The following is a 14,940-nucleotide window of genomic DNA, read 5'->3' as shown; positions in this document are numbered from 1 at the left end:
GGGGGGCCGGCCACACCGGGTGCGGGGCGAGTTGGCCTCTGGGCGTACGCCGGCTGCGCTAGAGCTAACGAGAGCGCTGCTGCCGTGAACCTCTCCGTCACACCAGGGCGCTCATCATCGCGAGGGGTCGCGCCGCTACCGGCGCCCCGGCTCGCGATGGGCGTCGTCACCGCCGTCTTCGCAAGCATCAGTCTCATCGGCTTTCTCCACGTCATGTTCCTGCCGGTCGGTCCGGTCGCCATCGCGCTGTCGTTCACCTGCATCGCCGTACTGATGGCGATGCAGTTGCTGTGGTACGGCCGGGACAACGGGCGCCTGCGCACGCCGCTGGGCTACGGCGTCCTCGCCACCCAGGCCGCGCTGGTCTACCTGCCGATCCTGGCCTTCGGCCAGGCGTGGGTCGGCATGCCGGGCTTCCTGGCCGGCAGCGTGCTGCTCGTGCTGCGGGCGGTCACGGCGTGGGTGGCCTTCGCCCTCATCGTCGCCTCGATGGCCGTCGCCCAGTGGCTCTTCACCCAGGCGCCGATCGACATGCTCTACACCGCGATCTCCACCGTCACGACGGGGCTCGTGGTGTACGGGCTGTCCCGGCTGACCGCCCTCGTCGTCGAGGTGCAGGAGAGCCGCGCGGAGATCGCGCGCATGGCGGTGCTGCGGGAGCGGCTGCGGTTCGCCCGCGACCTGCACGACCTGCTCGGCTACAGCCTGTCCGCCATCTCGCTCAAGATCGAGCTGGTGCACCGCCTGATGGAGAAGTCACCGCAGGAGGCGAGCGACCAGCTGCTGGAGATCCTGGAGATATCGCGGGTCGCCCTCTCCGACGCGCGGACCGTCGCCAGCGGCTACCGCGAGCTGTCGCTGGAGGAGGAGTGCCGCTCCGCCGTGTCCGTGCTGTCCGCGGCGGACATCCAGGTGGGGCTGGACAGCGACCACCTGGACCTGCCGGTCCAGGTGAGCACGGTGCTCGCCACGGTGCTGCGGGAGGGGGTGACCAACATCCTGCGGCACAGCAAGGCCAAGCGCTGCGACATCACCATCCGGCAGACGCAGGACGACGCCTGGATCGAGATCGTGAACGACGACCTGGCCGTCGGCCCGCCGCGGGACCCGGGCAGCGGTCGCAACGGGCTGCGCAACCTGTCCGTACGGGCCGAGGAGATCGGCGGCTCGCTGACGGTCGACCAGCAGCCGGACCAGTTCCGGCTCTGCGCCAAGGTGCCACTGCGGCTGGAGCGCCACGGGGCGACCCGGTCACAACCAGCCGGCCTCCCGGGCGACCCGGATGGCGTCGACGCGGTTGCGCGCGGAGAGCTTGTTGACGATCGTGGTCAGGTAGTTGCGGACGGTGCCGACTGACAGGAACATCTGCGCCGCGATGTCGACGGCCTGGAGTCCCTCCGCCGTGAGGCGGAGGACTTCGGTCTCGCGCGCCGTGAGCGGGCACTCGGCGCTGTCCCAGGCGGACATGGCGAGCTGGCTGTCGACGACCCGACGGCCGGCGGCGACGCTGCGGATGGCGTCGACCAGCTGCTCGGTCGGGGCGTCCTTGAGCAGGAAGCCGGTCGCCTTCGCGGACAACGCCCGGCGCAGGGTGCCCGGTCGGCCGAGCGCGGTCAGGACCAGGGTGCGGATCTCCGGCAGGTGGGCCTGGATGTCGGCGATGGCGGAGAGCCCGTCCTTGCCCGGCAGGTCGATGTCGATCACGGCGACGTCGGGCCGGAACCGCTGCGCCATGGGCAGGATCTCCGTGCCCGAGGCGACCGCGGCGACGACCTCGATGTCCGGCTCCAGGTTGAGCAACGCGACCAGCGCATCTCGGACCATGTGCATGTCCTCGGCCAACAACACCTTGATCAACTTGGCATCCCCTGTCGGGCCGGCGCAATTAACCCCGTTCTATCACGCGCCAGCACGCATCATGAATGCTCTTTTCGCGCCCGCGGGCGAGGTGTCGCAAAGCCATTTCCGACGGTCGTCGGCCCATTCACATTCCGTGTACGCCCAGGTACTCCTCGTTACAGGAAATGTCGTTTTCGGGTAGTCCGACGGCAAATTCGCCGACACCGACCTCCGCCGGCCAGTCGAGCCCGAACGCCGACGCGGAAACCCTGGCGTCGCCCATGGTGAGCGCGCACGTGGCGAGCCCGAGCATCGTGGCGACGAGGCAGAGCGTCTGCTGGAGCATGCCGACGTGCTTCAGGGTGCTGGCGTAGGAGATGCTGTCGTACACCCAGGAGAGCCGGCCCACCCGCGCGGTCATGGTGATCAGCACCGGCGGGGGCCGCCGGCCCCCGACGGAGACGCGGGCGTTGTCGAGCAGCTCGTCGACGTCCGCCGGGCTGGCGTTGACGAGGGTCAGCGCGTGCTCGACCGGGCTGTAGTGGTAGATCCCCCGCCGCAGGTCCGGGCAGCGGTCCACCGTCAGGTACAGCTCCAGCTCGTACAGCGAACCCGCGCTGGGATACGGCCGGCGCGTCACCGTGTACCGCACGTTGTCGGGAGCCGTGGCCACCGTCTGCATCCGGACCCTCGCCGCATGGAACAGCAGCTCACCGAGTTCCCGGGTCGACGGCGCCGCCTCGGCGAACGTGCGGGTGGACCGGCGCCGGTCGACGGCCTCGGTGAGCGTCATTCCGTGCGGAACCGTGACGGGCGGCCGGTACATCGGGATCCGCGGCCCGGCGGGCGCCGGCTTGACGGCGGGCGGTGGCGGCAGGGTCGCGACGTGACGGAACGTCGCGCCGGCGGGGTCGTCGTGCGTGCCGAGCCTGCTGCGCGAGTGGAACAGCAGGTCGTACGGCGACCACATCGCCAGCGTGGGGTCGGAGTCCTCGTGGAACCGCGACGTGCCGGCCTCACCGACGACGACCATGCCCGCGCCGACCAGGTAGGCGACGATGTCGGCCACCCCCGGGAGCGCCAGGTCGACCCGCCGCGCCACCTCGACGACGGTGGTCGCGCGGGGAAGCGCGCCGAGCACCAGCGACACCTGCGGCCGGTGCAGCACCACCCGGTGGTGCGACAGCGGGGACTCGAGCACCAGCTCGCCGTCCCGCTGGTGCGCGAACGCGAAACGGGACAGCCTGACCGGTTGGTCCTCGGCCACCTCCGGCAGCTCGAACACCCCCAGCGGGGACACCGGCTGGACGGACAGCAGCGGCACCGGCGAGTCCCGCGAGCCGAGCGAGCGGACTATCCGGCCGGGCAGCCGGTCGAAGACCGCCCGCAGGACGCGCCCGTCCAGCCCGGCGACGTTGCCGAGCGCGACCGGCCCGTAGGTCATGCGGTGCAGGACCTCCTCGACGGCGGGCGCGGGGCGGCCCACCGGGACGTCGCCCCAGCGGGTGAGGATGGTCAGACTGCCGTCCTCAGCCGTCTCGATGGTCACGTCGTCCCGGAAGGACCACAGCGACAGGCTCGGTCCGGGGCGGGACGTGTCGGCGTCGGATGGCAACCTGGCTCCTCGACGGGCGTGGCCGGGCCACGTGCGCCCGCTCTACACGAAAAGTGGTATCGGGTTGAGGTTCTCGTACTCCGTGGGGCGGTCGAGCCTGCCGAGCTGCACCGGGACGTCGAACAGTCTGCCCGGCGCGAACCTCGCCCAGAAGCCGCGCATCCCCGGCACGATGGCCTTCACCACGGGGAGCCCGACGTCCGGGCGGGTCTGGTCGAGCACGAGCACGTCGAGTCCCAGTGCCTCCAACCTGTGCTGAACCGAGTGGACATCGGACAGCAGATCATCCGTCGGGGTGTGGCGGTAGTCCGTGAGCCGGCGTGCCGGCACCGCCGGATCGGGCCGCAGGTAGGCGTCCCCGGCCCAGGTGGCGGTGCGCCACCACCGTACGGCGTCGGGATCGGACCAGCCGTACCCGTCGTCGTCGTCACCGCCGACCTCGGCCACGGTCGGCATCAACTGGTTCATCTCGGTGAGCGCGCGGACCAGCGCCGCCCGCGGGTCGGGGTGGGCGCCGAAGCCGAACATGATGTCCTCGCACCGCTTGTCGGTGCGCCGGGACAGCGCGGCCATGGTGGGGATCCCGACGTCCGACGACACGTCCAGGACCCACACCTCGCGGTGCAGGCCCGCGTAGACCTCCCGCAGCTCGTCGATCCAGCGGTCGCGGAAGCTGTCCAGGTCCACGGCGGGAGCCTGGGTGCGGTTGTACCACCAGAGGGCCACCGCGTCGCGTTCCACCACCTCCAGCAGGCCCTGGAGCAGCGCGTCCTCCAGACTGCTGCCGGCGGCGTTGCCGTTGGAGTCCGCGCACAGCGACATGCCGCCGTGCTGCTCCGGCACGTTGAAGTAGAGCATCGACGTGGGCAGCAGGCGGTGCCGCTGCTCGGTGAGCGACCACACCGGGGTCCAGCTCGTCACGGCCGCGTCGTCGAACGGCGCGCACACGTACTGGAACGGCGAGCAGGTGGCGTTCCAGCGGGCGCGGTCGGCGTACTGCCGCTCGTCGAACAGCAGGCAGGCGTCGGGATGGATGGCGGTGCCGGCCAGCTCGGTGTAGCTGCCGGTCACCCGGGCCTCGTCGCCGTGGAAGTAGGCGCTGTGCCGCTCGATGGCCTCGCACAGCGCGCTCACCTCGGCGTGCACGGGGGTCACGCCCTTGCCGCCGTTCTCGGCCCGCAGCGCGAAACGCATCTGCTCGGCGTTCCTGCGCGTGGTCATCGCGAGGTTCGGGCCGGAGCGGAACGAGTTGAAGAAGGCCGGGCCCCGCCCGTCGCGGGTGATCTCCTTGACCACGCCGCTGACCGGGCTCACCAGGTGCCCGTAGTCGCGCAGCACCCGCTCCGGCGGCAGGGCCCGGTGGCTGCCCCCGGAGCGGGACGCCTTCGGCCGACTGCGCAGCGGCACCGGGCGGAACGCCCGGTCACGCTCGATGCCGGGGTCGCCGCACTCCGGGCACTGCGGCCGGGCGCGCACCTCGTGGTGGGCGCCGCGCAGGGTGACGCTGTCCAGCGTCCACACCGCGCGCTGCCCGTCGTGCCGGAGTCCGGCCGTCCACTTCGCGGCCTCCAACGCCACCAGGTGCAGGGCGGCGGCGCCGAGCGGGGGCAGCGACACCGGCGGCGTGCTGATCTCCGCGTCGGAGCCGACGACGGCGCGCAGGCGCGTCTCGGCCTGGCGGTGGCCGCGCAGCCGGTGCCCCAGGCAGTGCCAGCACCCCGTCGCGGCGGCGGGGTCGAACACGGGCCCCACCCACACCTGTGCGCCGCCGGGCTTCGCGAGGAGCCAGGGCCGGCGTGCGGCGCGATGCGCGGCGTCGACGGCAGCCAACCCCTCGTCGAGGTAGTCCTCACAGAGCACAATCGATAAGTCGGTCGGCGGGGCCGATAAGTTCCCGGACACCCGCGTCACCGTCAAACCGGCCGCGCGCAGCGCGTCCTCCGCCGCGACGGCATCCTCCGCACGACCGCCGACGCGGACGAGGTCGACGCGGGCGGCGGTGGTGGCCCGTACGGCGGCGGTGGGGTCCAGACCCGCCGACTCCCAGTACGCGAGCGCGGGCCCGTCGGCCTCCGCCTCCTGCGCGGGCCGCAGCGTCACCAGGCCGGCGTCGACGAGGCGCCGGACGACCGTGCCGATCTCGGCGGGCGACATCCCGGCAGGACTGTCCCGGACGAGTTCCGCCAGGTCCCGGCTGCCGTCGAGCAGCGGGGCCAGCGCCTCGACGTGCGCCCCGCTGACCGAGGTCGCCCCGCGCTCGGAGAGCAGGTAGACCGCGTCACCGCGTACCACGTGGGCCCGCAGGTGCCGCTTGAACCCGACGCGCAGTTGCGCATCCCCACCCGACATGGCTGCTCCCTGCTCGACCAGTGCCGCTCCAGCGACACTCCAGCGTGCCTCCAGCCAGCCTCGCGGCAGCGCAGGCTGCGGGCAAGTGCCGCGGTCACATGCTCCCCCCTCGTTTGGTCACGCCCGTCCATGACGCGGTCACTATCGGCTCGACCTTGACTTGGAATAGCGTGGAAGCCTGTCCTGACTCCCCCTGGTCGGAATCGTCGCTCCCGTCACGGAACCAGTACGCCGACACCACTCGTCGGCGGTGGAAAGTGCGGTGGATCCGACTGATAGCGAGGTCGGCGAAATGATTACCAAGTTTGCGGAACTGGGATCGATGTCGCACGAGGAGAAACTGACGCTCCTCGCCGCGTTGCTGGAGTCGGCGGCCGACCCCGCAACGGAGATCCGGCGCCCCGAGCCGCCGCCGGTCGCGCCGCCGCGGCACCCGGCGGGAAACCCGCTCGCCGGACTGCGGTTCGAACTGCTCGGACCGCTCGTCATCCGGCACGACGGGGTCGACATCGCACCGAGCGCACCGAAGCTGCGGCTGGTCCTGTCCGCGTTGCTGTTCAACGCGAACCAGCCGGTCGGCGCGTCGGTGCTCGTACGGGAGCTGTGGAGCACGGGGGCGCCCCGCACCGCCCACGCCACCCTTCAGACGTACATGTTCAAGGTGCGCAAGCTCTTCCGCGGCGTGCTCGGCGGCTCCGTCGAGGACATCGCGCGCGACGTCCTGCTCACCTGCTCCGGGGGCTACACGCTGCGGGTGGACCCGAAGCAGCTCGACATCGTCGAGTTCGACGAGCTGGTCACGGCGGGCACCGCGGCGATGCACGCGGGCGACTACGAGCAGGCGGGCGCGCATCTGCGCCGGGCGCTGGCGCTCTGGCGTGGCAACGTCGTGCACCAGGGCCAGTGGGGCCCGCAGTTGCGCGCCCAGGCCGCGCGGCTCGAGGAGCGCCGGTTCTACGCGTACACCACCAGGATCGACGCCGACCTGTGCCTGGGCCGGCACCGGGAGGCGACCTCCGAGCTCGCGTCGCTGGTCGTGGAGCACCCGCTGCACGAGTCGGCGCACACGATGCTGATGCTCGCGCTGCACCGGTCGGGCCGCACGCCGGCGGCGCTGGAGGTCTACCTGCGGTTCCGCCGGCGGATGATGGGCGAACTCGGCATCGAGCCCTCGGAGCGGATCCAGGCGCTGCACCTGGCGCTGCTGTCGACCGACCCGCTCCTGGCCGATCTGTCGCTCACCTCCGACATGCTGCTGGACCGGCTCGTCGGTCGGGCCCGCCAGGGGCGCCGGCTCAGTTCTTCCGCTGTTACCGGGTGATGGACCGGCCGCGATTACCTTCAATTTCGCACTCGTGCGCAAAGGAGGAATAGCAATGACCACATCGCCGGTGAAGAACAGTGCGCCTATCGGGCGTGCGACATTTGCCAACGACCCGGGACTGCTTTCGGACGTGCTGCGCCCGTACGCGAGGCCGAAGACCCAGTACCTGAAGTCCGCGACGGTCACCGTCGCCAACGGGCTGGCGAGCGCGGAGGGCGAGTTCGCCATCCCGTACCCGTGCTACATCGACGACACCGGTCACCTCAACTCGGTCGAGGTGAACATCTGCTTCAACCAGCTCATGTACTACCTGATCGCCAAGTGCGTCCAGGACCGGACGGTTCCCGCGCTGGCCGCGTGGACGATGGACGACTACTGGGCCAAGCAGCTGCCGGACATGCTCATCGCGAACTTCACCAGCAGGTTCCGCCGGCCGATCGACTCGTCGTCGTTCCGCGGCGAGGTGTCCTTCGCCGAGTTCAGCGAGCGCAACCGCAGCAAGCCGGTCCAGATCATCGACATGCCCTGGCGCTTCTGGGACGCCCAGGGCGGCGTCGCCGACGGCGAGGTGCGGATGGCGCTGGTCAACCCGCCCGGCATGCGTTTCCAGGCCGACGCGGCCTGAGCCGCCCCCACCCGCACGTCCCCTGAGGAGGACCCGGTGACTGTTCAGTTGCGCACCCTCGTCGACGTGGTGCGCAGGCACGCCGTCCAGCAGCCGGACGTCGTCGCCATGGTCTGCGAGGGCCGGCGCGTCGACTACGCCACCCTGCACCGCGTCAGCAACCAGGTCGCGCGCGGCCTCCAGGCGGCGGGCCTGCGCCCCGGCGACCGCATCGCCTACCTGGGCAGGGAGTCCGAGCACTACTACGAGCTGCTCTTCGGCGCCGCCAAGACGGGCGTGGTGCTGGTGCCGATCAACTGGCGGTTGGCCGCCGGCGAGGTCGAGCACATCCTGCGCGACTCCGGCGCCGCCCTGCTCTTCGTCGACGCCGACTCGGCCGCCACCGCCGAGAAGCTGGCGGCGGAACTGCCGACGCTGACCGGGGTGGTCGGGCTCGACGAGCCGGGTGCCGCCGGCGCCGGCTTCACCGCCTGGGTCTCGGCGCAGCCGGACGCGAACGTGCTGGCCAGGGTCACCCCCGACACGCCGCTGGTGCAGATGTACACCAGTGGCACGACCGGGCTGCCGAAGGGCGTCGTCCTCGCGCACCGCAGCTTCTTCGCGGTCCGCCAGGCGCTCGCCTCGGCGGAGCTGGACTGGATCGACTGGCGCGAGGGCGACGTCAGCCTCGTCGGCATGGCCGGTTTCCACATCGGCGGCCTGTGGTGGGCGACGCAGGGCTTCGTGTCGGGCGTGACGAACGTGGTGATGCGCGAGTTCACCACGGCGGGCGCGGTCGAGCTGATCAGGACGCTGCGGGTCACCACCGCCTGCCTGGTGCCCGCGATGCTGCGGCTGCTGCTGGCGGAGCCCGGCGTGTCGAGGGAGGACTTCACCTCGCTCCGCAAGGTGGTCTACGGCGGCGCGCCCATCTCGGCGGCGCTGCTGGCCCGCTGCGTCGAGGGCTTCGGCTGCGAGTTCGCCCAGATCTACGGCCTGACCGAGACCGGCAACACGGCCATCTGCCTGCCCCCGGCCGACCACACGCCGGACAGCGGCAGGATGCAGGCGGCGGGGCGTCCCTACCCGGGTTTCGAGGTCAAGGTCGCCGACGACAAGGGCCAGCCGCTGCCGCCCGGCGAGATCGGCGAGGTCTGGCTGCGGACCCCGGCGGCGATGGTCGAGTACTGGAACATGCCCGAGGCCACGGCGAAGACGCTTGTCGACGGCTGGGTCGTGACCGGTGACGCCGGCGTGCTGGACGAGGACGGCTACCTGTTCATCCGGGACCGGATCAAGGACATGATCATCGTGGCGGGGGAGAACGTCTACCCCGCGGAGGTCGAGCACGTCATCGGCCGCCACCCGCTGGTCGCCGAGTCGGCGGTCGTGGGCGTGCCCGACGAGCGCTGGGGCGAGGCCGTGCACGCGTTCGTGGTGCCGGTCGAGGGCCAGCAGCTCACCGAGAGCGACCTCGCCCTGCACCTGCGCGGCAAGCTCGCCGCCTTCAAGCAGCCCCTGCACTACGAGTTCATCGACCGGGTGCCCCGCAACCCCAGCGGCAAGATCCTGCGCCGTGAGCTGCGTGAGCGATTCTGGCAGGGTCACGAGCGCAGGGTGAGCTGAGCGCGATGACCGCGGCGACCATCGGGCGCGACACCCGTGCCCCGCTGTACCGGCTGCCCGGGCCGGCGCGGTGGCGCGGCGGCACGCCGCTCGACGCCCTCGCCGAGGTCGCCGCCATCCACCGCACGACGATCGCGGCGCCCGGAGAGACCGGACGCCGCGAACTCGTGGCGCGAGGCGTCGTAGCTCACGTGCGCGTCGTGGGCGGCCCCGACCGCGCACTCGACCTCGGCGTGGTCGACGAGGTCGTCCGCCCGGAGGAAACCCGGGCCCGTCCCGTGCCCTCGCTCGCCGCCGGCCCCGTCCGGCGACGCGGCGCGCACGGGCACGTCCCGCTCTGACACACGATCCCCTACCGGTCCGCTCTTGGAGTGACGTCGATGCCCGACAACGAGGAAAAGCTGCTCGACTACCTCAGGCGGACGACAGCGGAGCTGCGCGAGACGCGGCGGAAGCTGCGCGACGCGGAGGAGGCCGCGCACGAGCCCATCGCGATCGTCGGCATGGCGTGCCGGTATCCGGGGGGCGTGCGTACGCCGGAGGACCTGTGGGAGCTGGTCGCCGCCGGACGCGACGGGATCGGCGGCTTCCCCACCGACCGGGGCTGGAACGTGGGGGAGTTGTACGACCCGAACCCGGGCGCCCCGGGCCGGTCGTACACCCGGGAGGGCGGCTTCCTGCCCGACGCCGCGGACTTCGACGCCGAGTTCTTCGGGATCAGCCCACGCGAGGCGTTGACCACGGACCCGCAGCAGCGGCTGCTGCTGGAGACCTCGTGGGAGGCGTTGGAGAACGCCGGCATCGACCCGGCGGGGCTGCGGGGCAGTGCCACCGGCGTGTTCGCCGGGATGATGTACCACGACTACGCGGGCAACAGCTCCACGGGCTCGATCGCCTCGGGCCGGGTGGCGTACACGTTCGGGCTGGAGGGGCCGGCGGTCACCGTCGACACGGCGTGCTCGTCGTCGCTGGTGGCCCTGCACCTGGCCGGGCAGGCGCTGCGCAACGGCGAGTGCACGCTGGCGCTGGCCGGCGGCGTGACGGTGATGGCGACCCCGGAGACCTTCATCGAGTTCTCCCGGCAGCGCGGGCTGTCGCCGGACGGCCGCTGCAAGTCCTTCGCCGCCGCCGCCGACGGGACCGGCTGGTCCGAGGGCGTCGGCGTGCTCGTGGTGGAGCGGCTGTCGGACGCGCGGCGCAACGGCCACCGGGTGCTGGCGGTGGTCCGGGGCACGGCGGTCAACTCCGACGGGGCCTCGAACGGCCTGACCGCCCCGAACGGGCCGGCGCAGCAGCGGGTGATCCGGGCCGCGCTGGCCAACGCGCGGCTGTCGGCGAGCCAGGTCGACGTGGTCGAGGCGCACGGCACGGGCACCGTCCTGGGCGACCCGATCGAGGCGCAGGCGATCCTGGCCACCTACGGGCGCGACCGGGACCGGCCGCTGTGGCTGGGCTCGATCAAGTCGAACATCGGTCACACCCAGGCCGCGGCCGGCGTCGCCGGCCTGATCAAGATGGTGGGCGCGCTGCGGCACGGGCTGCTGCCGCGCACGCTGCACGTCGACGAGCCGTCCCCGAAGGTCGACTGGTCGGCGGGGGCGGTGTCGCTGCTGACCGAGCCGGTGGCGTGGCCCGCCGGCGACCGTCCGCGTCGTGCCGCCGTGTCGTCGTTCGGCATCAGCGGCACCAACGCCCACGTGGTGCTGGAGGAGCCGGAGCCGGCGGAGTCCCCCGAGCCGGTCGCCGCGGCCGAACCGCCGGTGATCCCGTGGGTCCTCTCCGGACGGACGCCGGAGGCGGTACGGGCACAGGCCGCGCGCCTGGCCGGCGCGGTGGCGGGCCGCGACCCCCGGGACGCCGGGTTCGCCCTGGCCGTCGGGTTCACGCTGGCCGTGGGGCGCACCGCGTTCGAGCACCGCGCCGCGGTGGTGGGCCGCGACACCGAGGAGCTGGTACGCGCGCTGGAGGCCGGCGTGCAGCCGACCCCCGCGGGCACGGGCGGCCGGTTGGCGTTCCTGTTCACGGGGCAGGGGGCGCAGCGGTTGGGCATGGGCGCCGAACTCGCCGCCGCCTACCCCGTCTTCGCCGCCGCGTTCGACGACGTGTGCGCCGCCCTGGACAAGCATCTCGACCGGCCCCTACGCGAGGTCATCGACACCGACGAGCTGCACCAGACCGGCTACACCCAACCCGCCCTGTTCGCCTTCGAAGTCGCCCTCTACCGACTCGTCGAATCCTGGGGCATCCGCCCCGACCACCTCGCCGGACACTCCATCGGCGAACTCACCGCCGCCCACATCGCCGGCATCCTCGACCTCACCGACGCCGCCACCCTCGTCACCGCCCGCGCCCGCCTCATGCAGAACCTCCCCACCGGCGGCGCCATGATCGCCGTACAGGCCACCGAGGACCAGGTCACCGACCACCTCACCGACACCGTCGGCATCGCCGCCGTCAACACCGCCACCGACCTCGTCCTCTCCGGCGACGAGACCGCCACCCTCAGCACCGCCGAAGCACTCGCCGCACAGGGCCACCGCACGAAACGCCTCACCGTCTCCCACGCCTTCCACTCCCACCTGATGGACCCCATGCTCGACGACTACCGCGCCGTCGCCGCGTCCGTCATCCACCGGCAACCCACCATCCCCGTCACCTCCACCCTCACCGGCCGACCCCTCACCCCCACCCCCGACCACTGGGTCGAGCAGGTCCGCCACACCGTCCGCTTCCACGACGCCATCACCACCCTCACCACCACCTGCAACGTCGACACCTTCCTCGAAATCGGCCCCGACACCGTCCTCGCCACCGCCGCCGCCACCGGCGACACCACCGCCATCGCCACCATGCGCCGCGGACAACCCGAACCCGCGACCCTCGTCAGGGCCGTCGCCGCCCTCCACACCCACGGCGTCCCCGTCGACTGGCCCACCTTCTTCGCCGGCGCCCGGGCCACCGAGCTGCCGACGTATCCCTTCGAGCGCCAGCGGTACTGGGTGGAGAACGCGGCCGCGACCGGGGCGGCGAGCCGGCTCGGGCTCGCCGACACCGAGCACCCCCTGCTCGGCGCGGCCGTCGCGCTGCCCGACTTCGACGGCGTCGTCTACACCGGCCGGCTGTCGACCGGCACCCACCCGTGGCTCGCCGACCACGTCGTCGCCGGCGCCGTGCTCGTCCCGGGTGCGGCGCTCGTCGAACTCGCGGTGCACGCCGCGGACGCGGTCGGCTGCCCGGTGGTGGAGGAGTTGACCACCGTCGCCCCGCTGGTCCTGCCCGCCGACGGCGCGGTGCAGCTGCGGCTGCGCGTCGGCGAGCCGGACGAGCAGGGCCGCCGCACCGTCGAGATCCACTCGCGCGGCGAGCACACCGAGAGCTGGACGGCGCACGCCACCGGACTCGTCACCGCGGAGGCGGTCACCGCGCCGGACACCGTGACCGAGTGGCCCCCCGCCGACGCCCGGCCGGTCGACCTGACCGACGCCTACGACCGGCTCGCCGACTCCGGTTACGAGTACGGGCGGGCGTTCCGTGGCGTCACGGCCGTGTGGGAACGCGGCGACGAACTGTTCGCCGACGTCGCACTCCCCGAGGCGGACGAGCGCTTCGCGCTGCACCCCGCCCTGCTGGACGCGGCCCTGCACGCCCCGCTGCTGGCCGACCAGGCCGGTACGGGGAGCGCCGTGCTGCCGTTCTCGTGGCAGCAGGTGGTGCTGCACGCCACGAACGCCGCCGCCCTGCGGGTCCGCATCGTGCCGGTCGAGTCCGGCTGGGCGATCACCGCGACTGACGGCACGGGCGCCCCCGTGGTGTCGGTGGGCAGGCTGGAGACCCGGCCGGTCGGCGCGCTCGACGCCCGCCCGGGCCACCACGACTCGCTGTACGAGCTGACCTGGACCCCCGTGCCGGCCGCCGGGGAGCAGGACAGGGACGTGCGGGTGCTCGACACGACCACGTTCCCGCCCGGCCCCGCCCCGACGGACACCCCGGCCGGCGTCCGCACCGTGCTGCACCGCGTCCTCGACGAGCTCACGTCGTGGCTGGCCGAGCCCACCGGCCCGCGCATCGTCGTGCGTACCCGGGGCGCGGTGGCCCTGCCCGGCGAGGACGTCACCGACCTCGCGGGCGCCGCCGTGTGGGGGTTCGTCCGCTCGGTCCAGGCCGAGCACCCCGACCGCGTCGTCCTGGTCGACGGCGACGTGGTGCTGGCCGACGACGAGCCGCAGCTCGTGGTCCGCGACGGCGTTCCGCACGCCGCCCGGCTGGCCCGGGCAACCACCGCCGACCCGGTCGAGACGGACTTCGGCTCCGGGACGGTGCTGGTGTCCGGTGCGTCCGGCGCGCTGGGTGCGGTGGTGGCCCGGCACCTGGTGGCGGTGCACGGGGTGCGTGACCTGCTGCTGGTGTCCCGTCGGGGCGCGACCGCGCCGGGCGCCGCGGAGCTGGCGGCGGAGCTGACCGCGTCGGGCGCGTCGGTGCGGTGGGCGGCCTGCGACGTGGCCGACCGGGACGCGGTGGCGGCGCTGGTCGCCGGCCGTGCGCTGTCGGCGGTCGTGCACGTCGCCGGCGTGCTGGACGACGGTCTGCTGGCGTCGTTGTCGCCGGAGCGCCTGGACCGGGTGCTGGCGCCCAAGGTGGACGCGGCGTGGCACCTGCACGAGGCGACGGCCGGGACGGGGCTGTCGGCGTTCGTGGTGTTCTCGTCGGCGGCGGGCGTGTTCGGCAACGCGGGCCAGGCGGCGTACTCCGCCGCGAACGCGTTCCTGGACGCGCTGGTCGTGCGCCGCCGGGCGGCCGGCCTGACCGGGCAGTCCCTGGCGTGGGGCATGTGGGACGGCGGGATGGCGGGCGAGCTGACCGGCGCGGAGCGGCAGCGGCTGGCCCAGGCGGGCGTACGCGCCCTGCCGGTCGACGAGGGCCTGCGGCTCTTCGACGCCGCGTTGACCTGCGCCGCGCCGGTCCTCGTACCCATCGGGCTCGACCTCGGTGTGGTCGACGGTCCGCTCTACCGCGGCCTGGTGCGTCCCCGGACCCGGCGGGCGGCGTCCACCGGCAGCGGCCTCGCCGCGCGCCTGGCCGGCAGGTCCGGCCCGGAGTGCGCGGACCTGCTGCTGGACCTGGTCCGCACGAACGTCGCGACGGTGCTCGGGCACCGCGACCCCGACGCCGTCGACCCCGGTCGCGCCTTCACCGAGCTGGGCTTCGACTCGCTCGCCGCGCTGGAACTGCGCAACCAGCTCAACGCCGCGACCGGCCTGCGGCTGCCGGCCACCCTGACCTTCGACCGCCCCAACACCCGCGCGGTCGCGGAGCTGCTGTACGAGCGGCTCGTCCCCGACACCGGCGGCGACGGTGGGCTGCCCGAGGACGAGGTCCGCCGCATCCTGCTCGCCATCCCCCTCAGCCGGCTGCGGGACGCCGGCCTGATGGACAGCCTGCTCGAACTGGGCGGCGTGCGGGTCGCCGCCGCCGAGCCGGACGCCGCACCCAGCGGATCCATCGACGACATGGACGCCGACGCACTGATCAGCATGGCGCTCGCCGACCTCGGTGAAGCGACGACGGAAGCGGGGAGCTGACCAC

At 72.9% G+C, this 14,940-nt stretch carries 9 protein-coding genes; 6 read left to right on the top strand and 3 right to left on the bottom strand.

The genetic code is table 11. The annotated features are described in order from the left end of the window. The first annotated feature begins 213 nt into the window (after positions 1–213). On the top strand, positions 214–1,356 hold the full coding sequence (locus tag DER29_RS05005; protein ID WP_158618967.1) for a sensor histidine kinase: 1,143 nt from the start codon (positions 214–216) through the stop codon (positions 1,354–1,356). Here DER29_RS05005 and DER29_RS05000 read toward each other — a convergent pair. The 3 genes from DER29_RS05000 to DER29_RS04990 form a co-directional block, all read right to left on the bottom strand. Further along, entirely contained in the window at positions 1,252–1,857 is a 606-nt protein-coding gene (locus tag DER29_RS05000; protein ID WP_121396253.1) for a DNA-binding response regulator, read from the bottom strand. The two genes, DER29_RS05005 and DER29_RS05000, sit on opposite strands and share 105 nt — an antisense overlap. 127 nt (positions 1,858–1,984) lie before the next feature. Then, positions 1,985–3,454: a SagB family peptide dehydrogenase gene (locus DER29_RS04995; RefSeq protein ID WP_121396252.1), complete on the bottom strand. Its 1,470-nt coding sequence runs from the start codon at positions 3,452–3,454 to the stop codon at positions 1,985–1,987. Between the two features lie 42 nt (positions 3,455–3,496). Then, the gene (locus tag DER29_RS04990) at positions 3,497–5,803 is read right to left on the bottom strand and encodes a TOMM precursor leader peptide-binding protein (protein WP_121396251.1); all 2,307 of its coding nucleotides are present in this window, start codon (positions 5,801–5,803) and stop codon (positions 3,497–3,499) included. A gap of 292 nt (positions 5,804–6,095) precedes the next feature. Here DER29_RS04990 and DER29_RS04985 point away from each other — a divergent pair, with 292 nt between their 5' ends. Genes DER29_RS04985 through DER29_RS04965 form a run of 5 tightly spaced genes read left to right on the top strand, consistent with a single transcriptional unit; the run spans position 6,096 to position 14,936 of the window. Beyond that, entirely contained in the window at positions 6,096–7,124 is a 1,029-nt protein-coding gene (locus tag DER29_RS04985; protein WP_121396250.1) for an AfsR/SARP family transcriptional regulator, read from the top strand. A 55-nt stretch (positions 7,125–7,179) separates the two neighbouring features. Then, positions 7,180–7,752: an FcoT family thioesterase gene (locus tag DER29_RS04980; RefSeq protein ID WP_121396249.1), complete on the top strand. Its 573-nt coding sequence runs from the start codon at positions 7,180–7,182 to the stop codon at positions 7,750–7,752. A gap of 36 nt (positions 7,753–7,788) precedes the next feature. Continuing rightward, positions 7,789–9,357 carry a fatty acid--CoA ligase gene (locus DER29_RS04975; RefSeq protein WP_121396248.1) on the top strand — a complete coding sequence of 523 codons (1,569 nt, stop codon included), beginning with the start codon at positions 7,789–7,791 and terminating at the stop codon, positions 9,355–9,357. A gap of 5 nt (positions 9,358–9,362) precedes the next feature. Next, the gene (locus tag DER29_RS04970; protein WP_121396247.1) at positions 9,363–9,698 is read left to right on the top strand and encodes a hypothetical protein; all 336 of its coding nucleotides are present in this window, start codon (positions 9,363–9,365) and stop codon (positions 9,696–9,698) included. 30 nt (positions 9,699–9,728) lie between these two features. Then, entirely contained in the window at positions 9,729–14,936 is a 5,208-nt protein-coding gene (locus DER29_RS04965; RefSeq protein ID WP_370040043.1) for a type I polyketide synthase, read from the top strand. Positions 14,937–14,940: the final 4 nt, after the last annotated feature.

This window comes from Micromonospora sp. M71_S20, from assembly GCF_003664255.1.
Classification (GTDB): Bacteria; Actinomycetota; Actinomycetes; order Mycobacteriales; family Micromonosporaceae; genus Micromonospora.
The sequence above is the reverse complement of the archived record's forward strand: the minus strand, read 5'-3'. Positions and strand labels throughout refer to the sequence as shown.

Bases quoted from the DNA above. Each gene is read 5' to 3' on its own strand.
- DER29_RS05005 (WP_158618967.1), top strand. From the start codon at position 214: ATGTTCCTGCCGGTCGGTCCGGTCGCCATCGCGCTGTCGTTCACCTGC.
- DER29_RS04990 (WP_121396251.1), bottom strand. From the start codon at position 5,803: ATGTCGGGTGGGGATGCGCAACTGCGCGTCGGGTTCAAGCGGCACCTG.
- DER29_RS04985 (WP_121396250.1), top strand. From the start codon at position 6,096: ATGATTACCAAGTTTGCGGAACTGGGATCGATGTCGCACGAGGAGAAA.
- DER29_RS04980 (WP_121396249.1), top strand. From the start codon at position 7,180: ATGACCACATCGCCGGTGAAGAACAGTGCGCCTATCGGGCGTGCGACA.
- DER29_RS04970 (WP_121396247.1), top strand. From the start codon at position 9,363: ATGACCGCGGCGACCATCGGGCGCGACACCCGTGCCCCGCTGTACCGG.